Here is an 18,814-nt window from a genome sequence, read left to right as displayed (position 1 = left end):
GTCAGCCGGCCGCCGCCCCGGCGCGGTACTCCTGCGGGCTGACGCCGTGCTCGCGCTTGAACGCCGTGCTCAGCGCGAACGCGGTCCCGTAGCCGACCCGGCGGGCCACCGCCTCCAGCGTCGCGTCCGTCTCGCGCAGGAGGTCGGCGGCCTGCGCGAGGCGGACGCCGGTGAGGTAGACCATGGGCGGCTCGCCGACCAGCTTCGCGAACCGCTGCGCGAGCGCCGCGCGGGACGCCCCGGCCCCGGCCGCGAGGTCCGCGACCGTCCACGGGTGCGCCAGGTCGTCGTGCAGGAGCCGGAGCGCGGGACCGACGACCGGGTCGCCGTGGGCGCGGTACCAGCCGGGCGCGGCCGAGTCCGGGCGGGAGAACCAGGCGCGCAGCGTCGCGATGAGCAGCAGGTCGAGGAGCCGGTCGAGGACGACGTCCTGGCCGGGCTCGTCCTTGCCGATCTCCTCCTGCAGCACGGCGACGAGCGGCGACTTCCAGGTGTCGCCGCGGACGACCGCCACCGGGGGCAGCGCGGCCAGCAGCCGCTGGGTGACGGCGCCGCGCATCTGGTAGGTGCCGATCAGCATGACCGCCGAGCCGCCGGGGTCGTTGCCCCAGGCGCGGACGCCGAGGTCCATCGCCTCCGACAGGCTCGTCCCGTCCGGGGTGGTGCAGCGCTGCCCGGGATGGATGACGACCTGCGGCGCGGTCGCGGGGTCGTCGCTGACGGTGTAGGGGTCCGGGCCGCGGAAGACGGCCATGTCGCCGGGGCCGACGCGCTGCGGTTCGCCCTCGTCGGGGATCAGCCACGCCTCGTCCCTGACCATGGAGAGAAGGGTCAGGGGCGCCTCGTCCTGGATCCGGAGCGACCAGGGCCGGGCGAGGGTGGAGCGCAGCATGAACGCTCCCCGCGCGCGCGGACCGTCGAGGAGTTCGGCCAGGGCGTCCATGGGGGCCAGCGTAGACGCTCGCGTATGGGGGCGAGCGTCTCGACGATGGTGGCCGGAACCGCCCGGCGGTTGACTCGAAGGCATGACGAACAGCGCAGCGGACATCATCGAAAGCGGCCTCACCCTCGTCCTCGGCGGGACCGGCAAGACCGGCCGCCGCGTCGTCGAGCGGCTGGAGGCGCGGGACGTCCCGGTCCGGATGGGCTCGCGGTCGGCCTCGCCGCCCTTCGACTGGGAGGACGAGTCGACCTGGGCGCCCGTCCTGCGGAACGTCGAGAACGTCTACCTCTCCTACTACCCCGACCTGGCCGTGCCCGGAGCCCCCGGCGCCGTCCGCGCGTTCACCGCCGCGGCGGCGGACGCGGGCGTGCGGCGCGTGGTCCTGCTGTCGGGGCGTGGCGAGCCCGAGGCGCGGGAGTGCGAGCGGATCGTGGCGGCGTCGGGCCTGCGGTGGACGGTCGTGCGGTCGAGCTGGTTCGCGCAGAACTTCAGCGAGGACTACCTGCTCGACCCCGTGCGGGCGGGCGAGGTGGTCCTCCCGGCGGGCGACGTGCCCGAGCCGTTCGTGGACGCCGACGACATCGCGGACGTGGCCGTCGAGGCGCTCACCCGGGACGGGCACGCCGGCGAGGTCTACGAGGTGACCGGCCCGCGGGCGCTCACGTTCGCCGAGGCGGTCGCCGAGATCGGCCGCGCCGCCGGACGCGGGATCGCCTTCGTCCCCGTCGGCGCGGACGACCACGCGGCGGCCCTCCGGGAGCACGGCGTGCCCGAGGACGTCATCGCCCTCCTGACCTACCTGTTCACCACCGTGCTGGACGGCCGCAACGCCCGGCCCGCCGACGGCGTCGAGCGGGCCCTCGGCCGCAAGCCGCGGGACTTCTCCGAGTACGCCCGCGACACCGCCGCCAGCGGCATCTGGAACCACTGACCCGAGGACCGGACCATCATGAAATCGTCTCTCGCGGGCGTCTCCGCGACCCTTTCCATCATCATGGCGGTCGGGATGGCCGGAACGTTCTTCGGCTTCTCCACCGGGGTGATGCCCGGTCTGAGCGCGGCCCGCCCCGCGTCGGCCATCGACGCCATGCAGGGCATCAACCAGCGGATCCAGAACCCGGTCTTCGTGGGGATGTTCCTCCTGGTGCCCGTCCTGGCAGGGGCGGCGGGAGTGCTGCTGCTCACCATGGACCAGAAGTCGGCGGCCCTGCTCTTCTTCGCCGCGGCCGGACTGTACTTCGCGGGCGCGCTTCTTCCGAGCTTCGCGGTGAACATCCCGATGAACAACGACCTGGACGGCGTCACGATCCCGAAGGACGCGTCCGAGGCGGCGAGGATCTGGTCGGACTACTCCGGCCGCTGGACGGCGTGGAACACCGTCCGGGCCGTGTTCAGCTGGGCGAGCCTCCTCGCGATGAGCCTGGCCGTCTACGTCTGGGGCAAGGACGGCTGACCCGGGCCGGCGGCGCCGAGGGCCCGTGCTCCCTTCCCGGAGCACGGGCCCCGAGCCGCGCTCACGGGAGCAGCACGCCCCAGTGGACGCCCCACGGGACGAAGACCGCGCCGGCGGCCAGCAGCAGCCCGAGCCGCACGCGCTCGCCGCGGGGGACGGCCGCTCCCGTCCGGCGCCACGCCAGCGCCGTTCCGGCCGCCGCCACGACCGTCGCCGCGGCGAGCCCCTGGAGGACCAGCCACGGCAGCGGCCTGCCGCCGAGGACGGGACCGGGGCTCGGATCGCTGCCCGCGACGAGGGAGAGGAGGTAGACGACCGGACCGAAGGCGGCGACGAGTCCGGCCCCGGCGAGCAGGCGGGCCCAGCGGCTCACCGGACGCGCCCTCCGCCCGCGCAGCCTGCGCACGAGCGCGGCCAGCGGGTAGGCGAGGAAGCCCACGAGGAAGAGCACGGCCGCCGCCAGGTGCACCCACCGCGACTCCCACCACGCCAGCGGAGCCACCTCGGTGCTTGCGTGCGCCTGGTGGGGCGGCGTCGCCGTCCCACCAGGCGGCGTCGCCGCGTCGGCCGCGGGCGGCTTGCCGCTCGTGACGTCGCGCACCCAGGCGCCGACGAGGTCGGCGTAGCCGGGTGCGAGCTCGGGGCCGCGGGTGGTTCCGCCGTCCGGGGTCAGGTGCGCGGCGTGGTCGGCTCCGGCGAAGAACCGGAAGGTGTAGCGGTCGTTGCCGCCCCGCCTCAGGGCCTTCGCGAACAGCGGCGGATTGTCCTCGGGCGGGGTCTGCAGGTCGTGCTCGCCCCAGACGCCGAGCAGGGGCTGCCGCACGCGCGCCAGCACGGCGGGCGCGTCGAAGTAGGCCTCGGCGAACAGGCCGACGTCGCCGGCGAGCCGGGCCAGCGCCGGCTTGCCGCGGTCGATCAGCGAACCCGAGACGCCGACCCTGCGCAGGTCGGAGACCTCGTTCCAGGTCTGCTGGCGGATCGGCGTCATGGCGTTGCCGCCGACGACGATCACGAAGGCCGCCTCGGCCGAGCGGGACGCGGCGAGCGGCGCGACCCAGCCGCCCTCGCTGAGGCCCCACAGGCCGACCTTCCGGTGGTCGACGCCGGGGCGGGCGCGCAGGGCCCGCAGCCCGCCGAGCGCGTCCTCGGCGAGCTCGGAGTAGTCGCGGCGCAGTGCGGTGTACCCCGCCGACCTCTTGTCGTAGATCAGCACGGCGAGGCCGCGCCGCGCGAACTCCGTCGCCTCGGTGAGCAGGTGCTCGCGCGGCACCCCGGCGCCGGACCCGGTGACGAGCACGACGCCGGGACGGGGCGGCCCCTTCACCGCCGGGGCGAGGACCGTGCCGTGCAGGGTCAGCCCGCCCGCGCCCGTGAAGGCCACGTCCGTCGAGGTCAGGCCGGGCGGTGCGGGGATCCGGCCCGGGCCGCCGCCGGCGCCGGCCCGGGCGGGTGCGGCCCAGAAGGCGCCGAGCAGCAGCGCCAGGAGGAGGGTCATCGCGGTTCTCATGGCGGCGACCCTAGAACTACAGAGAAAGCTCTGCAAAGAGTTCTCTGCAAATATACGTCTGCGGTACTAGGCTTCTCCCCATGAAGGACGAGGAGGAGCCCGTCGTCCTGGACGACCCGGGGCGCATGAAGGCGCTGAGCCACCCGCTGCGGCGCCGGATCCTGCACCGGCTGCGGGTGCACGGCCCGGCGACGTCCACGACGATCGGCGAGGCGCTCGGCGCCAACACCGGCACGACCAGCTACCACCTGCGCCAGCTGGAGAAGCACGGGTTCATCGAGGAGATCCCGGAGCGTTCGGGCGGCCGGGAGCGCTGGTGGCGCCGGACCGAGGGGCTCCGCGACGTCCGCGCGCCCCACCCCGGCTCCCTCCCGCCCGAGGACCGGCCGGTGCTGGCCGAGCTGATGCGGGTCGGCCACGCCGAGGACATGGAGCTGTTCGCCGGGCTCCCCGCCGCCTACGAGCGGGACCAGGCCTGGGCGCGGATGTCGCGGGGGTTCGCCCACATGACAGAGGAGGGCCTGGCCGAGTTCTTCGAGGCCTACATCCGCCTGCTGCACGAGCACGCGCACGGCCGGGAGGACGCGCCGCCGGGCGCCCGCCCCGTCCACATCCGCCTGTTCACCCTCCCCGCCGACGGCGACTGAGGCGCGGCGGGGCTTACGATCGCTGGATGGGCGGCGTCTACGCGATCAGCGACCTGCACGTGGGGTTCCCGGAGAACCGCGCGTTCGTCGAGGGGCTGCGGCCCGCGTCCGAGGACGACTGGCTGATCGTGGCGGGCGACGTCGGCGAGCGCTTCGCCGACGTCGAGTGGACGCTCCGCACCCTCGCCGGACGCTTCGCCGCCGTGCTCTGGGTCCCCGGCAACCACGAGCTGTGGACCGTCAAGGGCGACCCCGTGCAGCTGCGCGGCGAGGCCCGCTACCGCCGGCTCGTCGACATGTGCCGCGGCCTCGGCGTCCTGACCCCAGAGGACCCCTACCCCGTCTGGGACGGACCTGACGGCGCCGTCACCGTCGCGCCGCTGTTCATCCTCTACGACTACACGTTCCGGCCGGACGGGACGTCCACCAAGGAGGAGGCCCTCAAGGCCGCGCACGAGGCGGGCGTCGTGTGCACCGACGAGGTCTACCTGCACCCCGATCCGCATCCCGGCCGGGACGCCTGGTGCGACGCCAGGATCGACTACACCGAGCAGCGCCTGTCCGCCCTGGAACCGGGGACGAGGACCGTCCTGGTCAACCACTGGCCGCTCGTCCGCGAACCCACCCGCGTCCTGTGGTACCCCGAGTTCGCCCAGTGGTGCGGCACCGAGCGGACCGCGGACTGGCACAGCCGGTACGGGGCGGTGTCCGTCGTGTACGGGCACCTGCACATCCCCCGGACGATCTGGACCGACGGCGTCCCGCACATCGAGGTGTCGGTCGGCTACCCGCGCGAGTGGCGGCGGCGGGCCGACGCCCCGCGCGGTCCCCGCCGGGTCCTGCCCGATCCCGAGACGTCCTGACCGCCGCGACCGGCCGGTCCTAGCGCGCGCCGCCCGGCACCACTCCGGCGGCGGCGAGCGACAGCATCCGGCCGGCGGCGCCGGGGTCCCGCTCGGCGACCGTCGCGATCGCGCCCGCGAGCCCCAGCACGTCGCCGAACGCGGCGTCCGCGGGCGCGTCCCCGGCGCGCTGCGCGCGGGCGAGCAGCGCCTCGCCCGCCTCGAACATCGCCGTGCGCGAGCCCGAGTTCTCCAGCCGGGGGTCGCGCAGCGACACCACCGCCGAGGCGGCCATCCCCGGGAACGCCGTGACCTCCGAGACGAACGTCCGCAGCCAGGTCAGCAGCGCCTCGCCGGGGGAGGGGGAGTCCAGCAGTCCGCGCGCGGCGGCCGCCAGCCCGTCGTAGACGTCGGCGAGCAGGGCCTCCAGGAGGTCCTGCCGGGTGGGGAAGTGGCGGTAGAGCGTTCCGATGCCGACGCCCGCGAGCCGCGCGACGCCCTCCAGGGAGGCGCCCGCGCCCCGGCTCTGGAAGGTCTCCCGCGCCGCGGCGAGCAGCCGCGCGCGGTTGCGCCGCACGTCCGCGCGCACCGCACGCGCCTTCGGCGTGTCGTCGCTGGTCACCTGGGTTGTCGATCCTTCCGGCGGGTGGAGCGGGCCTGCGGCTTTCGGAGGGATCCGCGGCTTTGGAACGGTCCTTCGATCCTAGCCGCGCCGCCTCCCCGCCCCCGCGCCGGGATGCGCCCTGACCTGCCAGGGCCCGCCGCGCACGGTGCGCGGCGGGCCCGTCGGCGCCCCGGGCGGCGCCCCTCCGGCCCTCCGGCCGGTCAGCTCCCGGCGGGCGAGACCGGGAGGTGCAGGCGGCCGCCGGAGGCCTTGAACTCCTCGGCCTTCTCCCGCATCCCGGCGGCGAGGGCCTCCTCGTCGCCCAGGCCCCGCTCGGCCGCGTACCGCCGCACGTCCCGCGTGATCTTCATGGAGCAGAAGTGCGGGCCGCACATCGAGCAGAAGTGCGCGGTCTTCGCCGGCGCCGCCGGGAGCGTCGCGTCATGGAAGGCCCGCGCGGTGCCGGGGTCGAGGGACAGCTCGAACTGGTCCTCCCAGCGGAAGTCGAACCGCGCCTCCGACAGCGCGTCGTCCCACGCACGCGCGCCCGGGTGGCCCTTGGCGAGGTCGGCGGCGTGCGCGGCGATCTTGTAGGCGATCACGCCGGCCTTGACGTCGTCGCGGTCCGGCAGCCCGAGGTGCTCCTTCGGCGTGACGTAGCAGAGCATCGCGGTGCCGTGCCAGCCGATCATCGCGGCGCCGATCGCGGAGGTGATGTGGTCGTAGCCGGGCGCGATGTCGGTGGTCAGCGGCCCGAGGGTGTAGAACGGCGCCCCGTCGCACCACTCCTGCTGCAGGTCCACGTTCTCCTTGATCTTGTGCATGGGGACGTGCCCGGGGCCCTCGTTCATCACCTGGGTGCCGAACCGCGCGGCGATCCGCGTCAGCTCGCCCTGGGTGCGCAGCTCGGCGAACTGGGCCTCGTCGTTGGCGTCCGCGATGGAGCCCGGGCGCAGGCCGTCCCCGAGCGACCAGGTCACGTCGTAGGCGGCGAAGATCTCGCACAGCTCCTCGAAGTGGGTGTAGAGGAAGTTCTCCTCGTGGTGCGCCAGGCACCAGGCCGCCATGATCGACCCGCCCCGGGACACGATCCCCGTCTTGCGCCGCGCCGTCAGCGGGACGTACGACAGCAGCACCCCGGCGTGGACGGTCATGTAGTCCACGCCCTGCTCCGCCTGCTCGATCACGGTGTCGCGGAACACCTCGTAGGTGAGCTCCGCCGGGTCGCCGCCGACCTTCTCCACCGCCTGGTACAGCGGCACGGTCCCGACCGGCACGGGGGAGTTGCGCAGGATCCACTCGCGCGTGGTGTGGATGTCCCGCCCCGTCGACAAGTCCATGATCGTGTCGGCGCCCCAGCGGGTGGCCCACGTCATCTTCTCGACCTCGTCCTCGATCGAGGACGCGACCGCCGAGTTGCCGATGTTCGCGTTGACCTTGACCAGGAAGTCGCGTCCGATGACCATCGGCTCGATCTCGGGATGGTTGACGTTGGCGGGCAGCACCGCTCGCCCGGCCGCCAGCGCGTCCCGGACGGCCTCCGGGGCCACGCCCTCGCGCAGCGCGGCGAACTCCATCTCCGGCGTGATCTCCCCGCGCCGCGCGTAGGCCCGCTGGGTCACCGCGCCGCCGGTGCCGCGCCGCGGCCGCCGGGGCAGGGAGCCCTCGCCGTCGGCCTGCGGGAGGCCTCCCGCGCCCCCGGGGAAGGCGGTGGACGACGGCCGGCGTCCGTCGTCCTCGGGGCGCGCCGCCCGCCCCTCGTACGGGGCGGTGTCGCCGCGCTCGGCGATCCAGGCCTCCCGCAGCGGCGGCAGCCCGCGGCGCACGTCGGTCCGCTGGTCGGGGTCGGTGTACGGCCCGGACGTGTCGTACAGGACGACGACGTCGCCGTTGGTCAGCGCCACCTCCCGCATCGGGACCCGGAGCTCCGGGCGCGAGCCCTGGAGGTAGGTCTTGCGGGCAGCTGGAACCACAGGTTCGGTCATGACGACTCGATCTCTCCCTACGCCGGCATTACCCGGTCAGGTTCATGCGGTCAGCGGCCGTCCCAGCCGCTATCTCAGCCCGGTTCGCCGGACCCCCGCGATCTGTCGTCCCCGACGTTAACCCGCGCCGCCCCCGTTGCCGCAACCGCCGTCCGCGGGGTAGAACGCGCCCGCGCGGAGCCTCTGGGAAGATCACGGCATGTCCCACGTCGACAGGGAAGTCACGCTCACACCGGTCGGGCACGTCTCCTCGCCGCTCACCGACCGCGCGGCGGCGCCGAAGCAGGGCACCGAAGGCGCCCCCGAGGCCTGGCTGGTCTTCGAACCGGCCTACCGCGCCGCCCTCGACGGGCTCCGCCCCGGCGACCGGATCATCGTGCTCACCTGGCTGCACCAGGCGTCGCGCGAGGTCCTGCGGACGCGGCCGCGCAACGACCCGGCCAACCCCGAGACCGGCGTGTTCGCGACCCGCTCGCCGGACCGGCCGAATCCGGTCGGCCTGCATCCGGTCGAGATCCTCCAGGTGAGCGGGCGGCGGCTGCGCGTCCGCGACATGGAGGCCGTGGACGGGACGCCCATCCTGGACGTCAAGCCCGTCATCTGACCGGCTCCGGCCGCCCGGCTAGCGGCGGCCCGAGCGGAACGCGACCGGCAGCGCGAGGGCCAGGGTGCGGAGCGGGTCCGGGGCGGACGGCGACCGCTCCAGCCGGACCTCGTCTCCGTCGCCCGTGTCTCCGTCGCCCTCGCCGCCGCCGGTGTCCAGCGCGGCCGAGCGCCGGCCGTCGATGCCGGTGACGACGAGGCCGCCGCCGGTCTCGCGCGTGCTGCCGAGGAGGATCCCGCCGGCGGTGTGGAAGGACGGCTCGCGCGGGCCGCGCAGGAACCCGAGGGTGCGCCCGGCGGGGTCGAGGACGCGCACGCGGTCGCGGCCCGGCAACCGGGAGGGGCCCCGGACCACCAGCAGCGCGGCGGCGTGGGGGTCGCGCAGCACGACGGTCCTCCGGCCGCGCCGCCGGCAGGCCACGGCGAGGACCGCGCCGCCGTCCCGGTCGCGGTACCGGCCCCTCCCGTCCACGGTGATCTGCGGGGCACGGGACAGGGCGCCGGCCGCGGGCGGCGGGACCTCCTCGCCCTCGTCGTCGACGACGCGCCAGGCCGCGCCGAGGGTCTCGGCGGTCGCGGTCCGCACGGCCTGGAGCCAGCCGGAGGGGAGCGTCCGGTCCCTGAGCAGGGCGACCGCCTTCCCGTCCACCCGGGCGACGGCCTCGACGCCCGGCGCCCGCTCCGGGTCTAGCCAGAGCGTCCACACGGGGTCGCCCACCGGCCACCTGATCCCCACCGCGTCCACCGCTCCGGCCGGGACGCGCGCCTCCCGCCCGCCGCGGCGGAGAACCACACCCTCCGCGTCGACGGTGACGACGAGGCGGGTCAGGTGGAGGCGGACGGCCCAGAGGACGGCGGCGAGGGCGGCCAGAAGGCAGCCGCCGCCGCACAGCAGCAGGGCCCCGCGGGCACTCTCCGGCTCCCAGGCCCCGAGGCCGGAGCGGGCCGCCGGCAGGGCGGCGGCGCCGCCCGCGAGCGCGGCGAGCAGGACGCCGAGCGGCCGGCGGTACGCTCGCGCGCCGAGCGTGATCCGGAGTCCGGGCGGGGGGACGGCGGGCGGGGGGACGGACAACTGTCGGCCCTTCGTGACGGGGTTTGCAGAACTATAGGGCGGCCCCGCGGCGCCGCACGGGGCCCGGCGCGAAAGATCGTCCGCGCGGGCGAGGACCGCTGCGCGGGTCGCGCGCACGTGGGGGAGAATGATCGCGTGCTGACGGTGCCCCGGGTCGACGCGACGGTGAAGGACGCTCTGGCGGCGGCGGTGCTGGCGGTGGCCGCGACCGCGGCGGCGGTGCTGTGGCCGGGCGTCCGGGAGCTGGACGCGCCGGGCGCGCTCCTGCTGGTGGCGGCGCACGTGCCGCTCGCGGTGATCCGGCGCCGGCCGGCCTCGGGCCTGGCGGCGCTGGTGGTCCTGGTGCTGCCCTACCACCTCGCCCAGTACCAGCACCACGCGCTGGTGCCGGCCGAGGTGGTCGCCCTGTTCGCCTACGCGGTGCTCGGACGCAGGGTGCGGGTCGTGCTCGGCGTCGCGGCGTCCCTGCTCGCCGTGTGCGTGATCGGCATGGCGATGCGGGCGGGCGGCGGCTCGCTGCGCGAGCAGATCGCGGTCATCGAGGCCGTGGTGTCGGTCGTGATCGCCGTCCAGGTGCGGCGGGTGCACCGCGCGCGGCTCGCGACGATCACCGAGCGGGCCGAGCGCGCCGAGCGGACGCGGGAGGAGGAGGCGCGGCGGCGGGTCGCCGAGGAGCGCCTGCGGATCGCCCGCGACCTGCACGACCTCCTCGCGCACAGCATCACCCTCATCGGCGTCCAGGCCGGCGCCGCGGCCCACCTCGTGCGCGGGGACCGGCCCCTCGACCGGGACGAGCTGGCCGACGCGCTCGCGTCCATCGCCTCGACCTGCCGGGACGCCAGGACCGAGCTGCGCGGCACCCTCCAGGTCCTGCGCGGCACGGACGTCGGCGCCCCCGGGACGCTGCCGGGCCCGCACGGCATCGGCGACCTCGTGCGCGCGGCGCGCGGCGGCGGCGTCGACGTCGACCTCCGGGACGGGGACGTCGGGACGCTGCCGCCGGAGACGGGCGTCGCGGCGTACCGGATCGTCCAGGAGGCCCTGACCAACGTTGTCAAGCACGCCGCCGCGAAACGCGCGACGGTGAGCCTGGAGCGGGACGGCGCGGGGCTCGTCGTCCGGGTCGCGGACGACGGCAGAGGCCCGTCCGGCGCCCCGCCCGAGGGCTTCGGGATCCTCGGCATGATCGAGAGGGCGCGCAGCGTGGGCGGGACATTGGACGCGGGTCCGGGCGAGTCCGGAGGGTTCGTCGTGACGGCCGTCCTGCCGCTCGCGGACGCCGCGGCGCCGCACCGGGCGTGACGCGAGCCCCGGCGGGAATCCGGTAGCGCACGTTCGCCGGGACCCTCCCGACTCCGACCCGGACGCCGCCGGGGGGCTTTCCACCCCTTACGGATAGGGTCAGGATCAAGGGGACCAGGGGAGGCGAACGGGTCGGTGAGCACTTTGCAGGAGGCCCCGCAGGACCGGATCTTCACGGTGCCCAACATCCTGAGCCTCGCCCGGCTCCTGGGCGTCCCGCTGTTCCTGTGGCTCGTGCTGGCCGAGGCGGACTGGTGGGCGCTCGGCCTGCTGGTGTTCGCGGGCCTGTCGGACTGGCTGGACGGGAAGCTCGCACGCGCGCTGAACCAGACGAGCAGGCTCGGCACCGTGCTCGACCCGGCCGCCGACCGCCTCTACATCCTGGCCACGCTCGTCGGGCTCACCATCCGCGACATCATCCCGCTGTGGCTGGTGCTGGTGCTCGTCGCCCGCGAGGTGTCGATCCTGCCGATCGCGCCGATCATGCGGCGGCTCGGCTACGGCCCCGCGCTGCCGGTCCACTTCATCGGCAAGGCGGCGACGATGTGCCTGCTGTACTCCTTCCCGCTGCTGCTGCTCGGCGACCACGACGGGGGCGCGGCCACCGCGGCGAGGGTCATCGGGTGGGCCTTCGCCGGCTGGGGGACGGGCCTGTACTGGTGGGCGGCCGTCCTGTACTGGGCGCAGACGCGGCAACTGGTGCTGGCCGGCCGCGGCGCGCCGCCCCCGGGCGCCCCGCCCGAGGCGGACGGTCCGGGCGCGGGACCGCCCGCCGGTGACCAGAAGGGAGCTGAGACCCCCCGATGAAGGCCGTCGTGATGGCGGGAGGCGAGGGGACGCGGCTGCGTCCGATGACCGCCAACCAGCCCAAACCGCTGCTGCCGCTCGTCAACCGGCCGATCATGGAGCACGTGCTGCGGCTGCTGAAGAAGCACGGGTTCAGCGAGACCGTCGTCACCGTGCAGTTCCTGGCCGCGCTGATCCGCAACTACTTCGGCGACGGTGAGGAGCTCGGCATGGCGCTGAGCTACGCGACCGAGGAGATGCCGCTCGGCACCGCGGGCAGCGTCAAGAACGCCGAGGAGGCGCTGCGCGACGACCGCTTCCTGGTGATCTCCGGGGACGCGCTCACCGACATCGACCTGACCGACATGGTGCGGTTCCACGAGGAGAACGACGCCCTCGTCACCATCGGCCTGAAGCGCGTCCCGAACCCCCTGGAGTTCGGGATCATCATCGTGGACGACGAGGGCCGCGTGCAGCGGTTCCTGGAGAAGCCCACCTGGGGCCAGGTGTTCTCCGACACCGTCAACACCGGCATCTACGTCATGGAGCCCGAGGTCCTGGAGCACGTCGCGGAGGGCGAGCCGGTCGACTGGTCCGGGGACGTCTTCCCGAAGCTCCTCGCCGAGGGCGCCCGCCTGTTCGGGTACGTGGCCGACTGCTACTGGGAGGACGTCGGCACCCACGAGAGCTACCTCAAGGCCCAGGCGGACATGCTGTCCGGGCAGGTCGGCATCGACCTGGACGGCTTCGAGGTGTCGCCGGGCGTGTGGGTCGCCGAAGGCGCGGAGGTGGACGCCGAGGCCGTCCTCAAGGGCCCGCTCTACATCGGCGACTACGCGAAGGTCGAGGCGGGCGTCGAGCTGCGCGAGTTCACCGTCCTCGGCAGCAACGTCGTGGTGAAGGAGGGCGCGTTCCTGCACCGCGCCATCGTCCACGACAACGTGTTCGTGGCGCCGTCCACGAACCTGCGCGGCTGCGTCATCGGCAAGAACACCGACATCATGGCGGGCGCCCGGGTGGAGGAGGGCGCCGTCATCGGGGACGAGTGCGTCATCGAGGCCGAGGCGTACGTGTCCAGCGGCGTGAAGGTGTACCCGTTCAAGACCATCGAGGCCGGCGCCGTCGTCAACACCAGCGTGATCTGGGAGTCGCGGGGGCAGCGCAACCTGTTCGGGCCGCGCGGGGTGTCCGGCCTGGTCAACGTCGAGATCACCCCGGAGCTGGCGGTCCGGCTCGCCAGCGCCTACGCGACGACGCTGAAGAAGGGCACGACGGTCGTCACCGGGCGGGACGTCTCCCGCGCGGCCCGCACCCTGAAGCGCGCCGTGAACAGCGCGCTGACCGCCAGCGCCATCAACGTCCAGGACCTGGAGGCGACGCCGCTGACCGTCGCCCGGTTCGAGACGGGCCGCGAGGACAGCGTCGGCGGCATCTACATCCGCACCACCCTCGGCGACCCGCAGGGCGTCGACATCCTGTTCCTCGACGCGGACGGCGCCGACCTCTCCCAGGGCGCGCAGCGCAAGCTGGAGCGCGTCTTCGGCCGGCAGGAGTACCGCCGCGCGTTCCCCGGCGAGATCGCCGAGCTGACCTACCCGCCGCGCGTCGTGGAGACCTACACCCGCGACCTGCTGCGCCGCGTCGACATCCGCGGCGTCCGCGAGGCGGGACTGAAGATCGTCCTGGACTGCGCGGGCGGGGTGGCCTCGCTCGTCCTGCCGAACCTGCTCGGCAAGGTCGGCGTGGAGGTCCTCACCCGCAACGCCGGCTTGGACGAGGCCAACCCGACCGAGACGCTCGCCGAGCGGATGCGCGACCTCGAGCGGCTCGGCGAGCTGGTGTCGTCGTCGCGGGCCGCGTTCGGCGTCCGGTTCGACCCGGTGGGGGAGCGGATCTCCCTGGTGGACGAGAACGGCGAGCTGGTCGGCGACGACCGGGCCCTGCTGGTGATGCTGGACCTGGTCGCGGCCGAGCGGCGCGGCGGCAAGGTGGCGCTGCCGGTGACGACGACGCGGGTCGCCGAGCAGGTGTGCCGGTTCCACGGCGTGCAGGTCGAGTGGACCTCCACGTCCCAGGACGTGCTGACCAAGGCGGCCGCGCAGCCGAGCGTGGTCTTCGCGGGGGACGGGCGCGGCGGGTTCCTGATGCCCGAGTTCAGCGGCACCGTGGACGGGATCGCGGCGTTCGTCCGGCTCGTCGGGCTGGTCGCGCGGACGCGGCTGACGCTGTCGCAGATCGACCGCCGCATCCCCGACGCGCACCTGCTGCGCCGCTCCGTCCCGACGCCGTGGGCGGCCAAGGGCAGCGTGATGCGCCATGTCGTGGAGGCGGCGGCGGGCCGGACGATCGACACCACCGACGGCGTCCGCGTGGTCGAGGGCGACGGCCGCTGGGTCCTCGTCCTGCCCGACCCCGCGGAGGCCGTGACGCACCTGTGGGCGGAGGGGCCGGACGCCGACGCCGCGCAGGCGCTCCTGGCCGACTGGGCCGCCGTCGTCGAGAGCGCGGGCTCCTGACCGGCCCTCAGCAGCGCTCGCGGGGCCTGAGCCCGGCCCGGTCGGGCTCCCGGTCGGCGTAGGCGGCGCCGAGGAACCCCGCGAGGCGCTCCACGTCGGCGGCGTTGGACACGAGGCCGAGGGACGCCCTGACCGCGCCGCCGCTCGGCAGCCCGAGCACGTCGAGGTAGTCGTCGAGGGTCCGCGTCCGCCGGTGCGCGGCGCTCCGCAGGGCGGGCTCGGGGATCCCGAAGGCGCCCTCGCCGGCGCCGGGGTTGCAGAAGCATCCCGTGCGCACCGAGATGCCGGCTGCGGCGGTGTCGCGGGCGACGATCCGCTCGTCCACGACCGCGCCGCGCCGGTCGAGCACGTTGAACGCGACGGTGCCGCCGCGCCGGTCGCCGTCCTCCGGCCCGTACACCCGGATCACGGGGGAGCCGTCGGCGTGGCGGAGCTCGGCGAGCCGGCGCAGGAGCAGCACCGTCAGGCACCCGACGCGGCGGTGGACGAGGTCGATGCCGATGTCCTCGATCCAGTGGATGCCGAACTCGACGTCCGGGATGGACAGGAAGTTCAGGGTGCCGTCCTCGAACGCGGTCTCGTCGGGCGCGGGGACGTGCCAGCCGCCGAGCGCGCTGACCGCCTGGATCGTCCCGCCCGCGAACCAGGGGCGGCGCAGCCGGGCCAGCGCGTCCCGGCGGGCGACCAGGCCGCCCACGCCGGTCGGGTACCCGAACACCTTGTACCAGCTCACGGGGACGAAGTCGGCCCGGACCCGGCTCAGGTCGAGGCGGTTGGCGGGCGCGAACGCGGCCGCGTCCAGCAGCACGTCGCAGCCGTGCGCGTGGGCGAGGTCGACCCAGCCCAGCGGGTGCTGGACGCCGCTGAAGTTGCTCTGCGCGGGGAACGCCAGCAGCCCGCCGCCGCCGCGCAGCGCCGCGGCGAGCTCGGCCTCGCGGACGCGCAGGTCGGGCCCGCGGACGGGCACGTGGGTGACCTCGGCGCCGCGCGCCTTCGCGAACTCCCTGATCCCGTTCACCGAGTTGTGGTTGTCGCCGGTGAGGACGAGCCGCCGGCCGCGCCCGAACGGGTAGGCCTCCCCGACGAGGCGGCACGCTCCGGTGGCGTTGTGGGTGAACACCACCGCGTACTCCTCGGGGGAGGCGTTGAAGAACGCCAGGACGGCCCGCCGCGCCCGTTCGACGAGCGCGGTGGAGGCGCTGGAGGCGGGGTTCTCCGAGTGCGGGTTGCCGTAGCAGCGCCCGGCGAGGCGCTCGGCGTGCGCGCGGATCTGGGCGGCGGCGGCGACGCCGGAGCCGGTGTAGTCCAGGTACGTGTGCCCGTCCAGGTGGCCGTACTCGGCGGCCCGCAGCTCGTCCAGCCGCCGCGTCTCCGCGTAGCCGGGCATCAGCTCGGCACGGAAACCGGATGAAATTCTCACAAATCTCCCCCGCCTACATAAGCCGCATTCCTCACTAAACGGTCCAAAATTCCCAATGGGGATACAAGGGTGCGGGAGTGGCCTCAAATGGCCCGCGGAGAAGGGTTTCTATGTCCTGCGGGTGAGGACCAGGCAGGCTCCCGCGAGGAACAACGCGGCGAACCCGCCCAGCACCGCCCAGTCCACGGCGACCGGCCGCGAGAAGGTGTCGCCGTACGAGGCGAGAAGGGGCGGGCCCAGCGGCGAGCGGCCCGTCGCCCAGAGCCGGTCCACCCCGAGGCTGTGCCCGAGCCCCTCGAACGCCCAGCGGTTGGACATGGCGCAACTGAGCCATCGTCCGGGCGCCGCCATCACCGGGACGGGCAGGATCGCGCCGACGAACAGCACCTGCGGGAAGCAGAGCATCGGCAGGGCCATCGTGGCCTGGGCCGGATCGGTGACCGACGCCGACACGAGGAGACCCAGTGCCAGCGCCGCCACCGAGCACAGCAGCAGCGTCACGAACAGCTCCCCGTAGGTGCCCCACCCCATCGCGGGCAGCCGGTCCAGGGCCCGCAGGACGCCGAGCATCAGCGCGTCCACCGCGGCCAGCAGCGGCAGCAGGACGGCGGCCTTCGCCAGCACGTACGGCCCGACCCGCAGGCCGGTCAGCCGCTCCCTGCGCAGCACGGGCAGCTCGTTGCAGATCTGCAGCAGCCCGTAGGTCAGGCCGAAGAAGAACCCGCCGAACGCGATCCAGAACAGGATCATCACCGTCGCGCCGGGGCTGGGGGACTCCGGCGCGAACGCGCCCGGGCGGAACAGGACCGCGAACATCGCCAGCACCATGAGCGGCGAGCCGGCCAGCACGGCGAGGGTGAGCCGGTTGCGGGCGAGCAGGTCCAGGCTGCGGCGGGTGAGCAGCGCCCACTGCCGCAGCGGGCCGATCCCCGGTCCGGACGCCGGCGCGGCGGACGCGCCGAACCGCCCCTCCCACTCGTGCGCGTTCCCTTCGGCCAGGCGCAGGTAGATGTCCTCCACCCGGTCCGCCCGGAACCGCTCGCGGGCCTCGCGCGGCCCGCCGTAGAAAGCCAGCCGCCCGTCCTGGGAGAGGACGGCGACCCGGTCGCACACGAGGACGTCCGGCGGGTGGTGCGTGGTGAGCACCACCGTCGTCCCCGCGTCCGCGAGCCCGCGCAGCAGCCGCATCAGGTCGGCCGCGGCCGCCGGGTCGAGCCCGGAGGTGGGCTCGTCCAGGAAGAACACGCGCGGCCGCGTCAGCAGCTCGACCGCGATGCTGGCCCGCTTGCGCTCACCGCCGCTCAGCGACCCGACGCGCTGCCCCGCCCGGCCGGTCAGCGCCAGCGCCTCCAGCACGCCGTCCACGGCGCGCTCGGCCCGCTCCGGGGACGTCCCCGCGGGCAGCCTGAGTCCCGCCGCGTACCGCAGGGTGCGCCGCAGCGGCATCTCCAGGTGCACGATGTCGTCCTGCGGGACGTAGCCGAGCGAGCCTGCTGCCGGAGCGCTCCCGCCGCCGTCGTACCTGACCTCGCCCTCGGCGGGCGGCCGGACGCCCGCGATGGCGTCCAGGAGGGTGGTCTTGCCCGCGCCGCTGCCGCCGATGATCGCCACCAGCTCCCCGGCGCCGATCGACAGCGACACCTCCCGCAGCGTCCGCCGCCCCCCGGCCGCGCGCTGCCCCACCTCGCGGACCTCGATCATCTGTCCTCCCGCCGGGCGGCCCCACCCCGACGATGAACGATCTTCCGGTGCGCGTCCAGCCGCCGGAGCGCGCCGGCCGCGGCGGTTTCCGGTCAGTCCGGGGCGTCGTCGTCGGGGTCCCCGGCGGCGATCCCGGCGAGGGTCTCCAGAGCACGCGCGAGGATGTCCGGCGGCGGGGAGGCCAGGCCGAAGCGGACGGCGCGCGGGGCGGCGCCCCCGCCCACGACGAAGGCGGCCGCCGGGGTGACGGCGATCCCCCGCCGGGCCGCCGCCGCCACGAACGTCTCCGCCCGCCACCGCTGCGGCAGCTCCCACCAGCAGAAGTACGAGGCGGGGTCGGACCGGACGGCCGCGCCCTCCAGTCGGCTCGCCGCGATGCGCTGGCGGGCCGCCGCGTCGGCGCGCTTGGCGCGGGTGACCGTCTCGACCGTCCCGTCGGCGATCCAGCCCGCGGCCGCCTCCAGCGCGAAGCCCGCCGGGCCCCAGGCGCCGGAGCGCAGCGCGGCGGCGACGCGTCCGGCGAGCGCGGCGGGCGGGACGGCGAAGCCGAGGCTCAGGCCGGGGGCGAGGCGCTTGGAGAGGCTGTCGACCAGCACGGTGCGGTCCGGCGCGTGCGCCGCCAGCGGCTCGGGCCCGCCGCCGGGCAGGAACGCCCAGATGCGGTCCTCCACGGCGTGGAGGCCGAGCCGTTCCAGCGCGCCGGCCAGCTCGGCGCGGCGCTCGGGCGGCATCGTCGTCCCGCAGGGGTTGTGCAGCGTCGGCTGGACGTAGACGGCGCCGAGGGGGGCGGCGCGATGGGCGTCGGCGAGCGCGTCCGGGCGCAGGCCGTGCCCGTCCATCGCGATCGGGACCGGCGTCACCCCGAGCCTGGCCGCGATCCCCTTGATCACCGGGTAGGTCAGCGCCTCGACGCCGAGCCGGCCGCCCGCCGGCACGAGCGCCGCCACGGCCCCCGCGATGGCCTGCCGGCCGTTCCCCGCGAACAGGACCCCGTCCGGGGCGGGCCGCCAGCCGGGGGTGGCGAGCAGCGCCGCCGCGGCCTCGCGGGCGGCGCCGGTGCCCGCGACGCCCGCGGGCCCGAGCGCGGCGTCGAGGACGTCCGGGCGGCGCAGGCGCTCCAGTCCCGCGGCGAGCAGGGCGGTCTGCTCGGGCACCACCGGATAGTTCAGCTCCAGGTCGACGCGCGCGGCCGCCGGCTCGGCGAGCGCGGGCCCCGGCGGGCGCTCGCCCGCGCGGACGAAGGTCCCGCGCCCGACCTCGCCGACCACGAGACCGCGCCTGGCCAGCTCCCGGTACACGCGGTTCGCCGTGGAGCCCGCGATGCCCCGGCGCCGGGCGAAGGCCCGCTGCGGCGGCAGCCGCTCGCCCGGGCGCAGCCGCCCCGCCGCGATGTCGGCCGCCAGCTCGTCCGCGACCCGCCGGTAGTCGTCCAT

The 18,814-nt window shown here is 75.2% G+C and carries 16 protein-coding genes and 1 riboswitch; of the genes, 8 read left to right on the top strand and 8 right to left on the bottom strand.

What is annotated here, in order from left to right; genetic code table 11:
• Position 1: 1 nt before the first annotated feature.
• A complete protein-coding gene (locus AB0C21_RS39185; RefSeq protein ID WP_500211216.1) occupies positions 2–943 on the bottom strand; it encodes an AraC family transcriptional regulator in 942 nt (313 codons plus the stop codon).
• Positions 944–1,025: 82 nt separating this feature from the next.
• Here AB0C21_RS39185 and AB0C21_RS39180 point away from each other — a divergent pair, with 82 nt between their 5' ends.
• Together AB0C21_RS39180 and AB0C21_RS39175 are read left to right on the top strand one after the other, a co-directional pair.
• Positions 1,026–1,874: an NAD(P)H-binding protein gene (locus tag AB0C21_RS39180; protein WP_500211215.1), complete on the top strand. Its 849-nt coding sequence runs from the start codon at positions 1,026–1,028 to the stop codon at positions 1,872–1,874.
• An 18-nt stretch (positions 1,875–1,892) separates the two neighbouring features.
• Positions 1,893–2,396 (top strand): anthrone oxygenase family protein, encoded by a 504-nt coding sequence (locus tag AB0C21_RS39175; RefSeq protein WP_500211213.1) that lies wholly within the window; start codon positions 1,893–1,895, stop codon positions 2,394–2,396.
• Positions 2,397–2,457: 61 nt separating this feature from the next.
• Here AB0C21_RS39175 and AB0C21_RS39170 read toward each other — a convergent pair whose 3' ends face one another.
• A complete protein-coding gene (locus tag AB0C21_RS39170) occupies positions 2,458–3,903 on the bottom strand; it encodes an alpha/beta hydrolase family protein (protein WP_500211211.1) in 1,446 nt (481 codons plus the stop codon).
• A gap of 80 nt (positions 3,904–3,983) precedes the next feature.
• On the opposite strand from AB0C21_RS39170, the gene AB0C21_RS39165 reads away from it, so the two are divergent.
• Both AB0C21_RS39165 and AB0C21_RS39160 read left to right on the top strand, forming a co-directional pair.
• The gene (locus AB0C21_RS39165) at positions 3,984–4,550 is read left to right on the top strand and encodes a helix-turn-helix domain-containing protein (protein ID WP_500211209.1); all 567 of its coding nucleotides are present in this window, start codon (positions 3,984–3,986) and stop codon (positions 4,548–4,550) included.
• Positions 4,551–4,576: 26 nt separating this feature from the next.
• Positions 4,577–5,413: a metallophosphoesterase family protein gene (locus AB0C21_RS39160; RefSeq protein WP_500211207.1), complete on the top strand. Its 837-nt coding sequence runs from the start codon at positions 4,577–4,579 to the stop codon at positions 5,411–5,413.
• A gap of 19 nt (positions 5,414–5,432) precedes the next feature.
• Here AB0C21_RS39160 and AB0C21_RS39155 read toward each other — a convergent pair whose 3' ends face one another.
• Positions 5,433–6,014 (bottom strand): TetR/AcrR family transcriptional regulator, encoded by a 582-nt coding sequence (locus AB0C21_RS39155; protein WP_500211206.1) that lies wholly within the window; start codon positions 6,012–6,014, stop codon positions 5,433–5,435.
• Between the two features lie 203 nt (positions 6,015–6,217).
• On the bottom strand, positions 6,218–7,981 hold the full coding sequence (gene thiC, locus AB0C21_RS39150) for a phosphomethylpyrimidine synthase ThiC (RefSeq protein ID WP_500211204.1): 1,764 nt from the start codon (positions 7,979–7,981) through the stop codon (positions 6,218–6,220).
• Positions 7,977–8,090: riboswitch (TPP riboswitch) on the bottom strand. (Overlaps the previous gene by 5 nt.)
• Before the next feature lie 90 nt (positions 8,091–8,180).
• On the opposite strand from thiC, the gene tsaA reads away from it, so the two are divergent.
• Positions 8,181–8,585 (top strand): tRNA (N6-threonylcarbamoyladenosine(37)-N6)-methyltransferase TrmO, encoded by a 405-nt coding sequence (gene tsaA, locus AB0C21_RS39145; protein WP_149258551.1) that lies wholly within the window; start codon positions 8,181–8,183, stop codon positions 8,583–8,585.
• Positions 8,586–8,603: 18 nt separating this feature from the next.
• Here the strand turns inward: tsaA and AB0C21_RS39140 are convergent, their stop codons facing one another.
• The gene (locus tag AB0C21_RS39140) at positions 8,604–9,656 is read right to left on the bottom strand and encodes a hypothetical protein (protein ID WP_500211203.1); all 1,053 of its coding nucleotides are present in this window, start codon (positions 9,654–9,656) and stop codon (positions 8,604–8,606) included.
• 135 nt (positions 9,657–9,791) lie between these two features.
• Here AB0C21_RS39140 and AB0C21_RS39135 point away from each other — a divergent pair, with 135 nt between their 5' ends.
• The 3 genes from AB0C21_RS39135 to AB0C21_RS39125 all read left to right on the top strand — a co-directional run bounded on the left by AB0C21_RS39135 (position 9,792) and on the right by AB0C21_RS39125 (position 14,260).
• Positions 9,792–10,958: a sensor histidine kinase gene (locus AB0C21_RS39135; RefSeq protein WP_500211201.1), complete on the top strand. Its 1,167-nt coding sequence runs from the start codon at positions 9,792–9,794 to the stop codon at positions 10,956–10,958.
• Positions 10,959–11,093: 135 nt separating this feature from the next.
• Complete coding sequence (gene clsA / locus AB0C21_RS39130) at positions 11,094–11,765, top strand: cardiolipin synthase ClsA (RefSeq protein ID WP_500211199.1); 672 nt, start codon at positions 11,094–11,096, stop codon at positions 11,763–11,765.
• Positions 11,762–14,260 (top strand): sugar phosphate nucleotidyltransferase, encoded by a 2,499-nt coding sequence (locus AB0C21_RS39125; protein ID WP_500211197.1) that lies wholly within the window; start codon positions 11,762–11,764, stop codon positions 14,258–14,260. The genes clsA and AB0C21_RS39125 overlap by 4 nt, the downstream gene beginning before the upstream one ends.
• A gap of 7 nt (positions 14,261–14,267) precedes the next feature.
• Here the strand turns inward: AB0C21_RS39125 and AB0C21_RS39120 are convergent, their stop codons facing one another.
• From AB0C21_RS39120 to AB0C21_RS39110, 3 genes are all read right to left on the bottom strand, one after another.
• Positions 14,268–15,680, bottom strand: coding sequence for an aminotransferase class V-fold PLP-dependent enzyme (locus tag AB0C21_RS39120; protein WP_500211196.1), 1,413 nt, complete (start codon positions 15,678–15,680; stop codon positions 14,268–14,270).
• Positions 15,681–15,788: 108 nt separating this feature from the next.
• Positions 15,789–17,381, bottom strand: a complete 1,593-nt coding sequence (locus AB0C21_RS39115; RefSeq protein WP_500211194.1) for an ABC transporter ATP-binding protein/permease — start codon at positions 17,379–17,381, stop codon at positions 15,789–15,791.
• Between the two features lie 92 nt (positions 17,382–17,473).
• Entirely contained in the window at positions 17,474–18,814 is a 1,341-nt protein-coding gene (locus AB0C21_RS39110; RefSeq protein ID WP_500211192.1) for an aminotransferase-like domain-containing protein, read from the bottom strand.

The organism is Spirillospora sp. NPDC049024 (genome assembly GCF_040649235.1).
In the GTDB taxonomy this organism is placed as follows: domain Bacteria; phylum Actinomycetota; class Actinomycetes; order Streptosporangiales; family Streptosporangiaceae; genus Spirillospora.
Note: the sequence above shows the minus strand (reverse complement) of the source record. Positions and strands in the feature narration are given on the sequence as shown.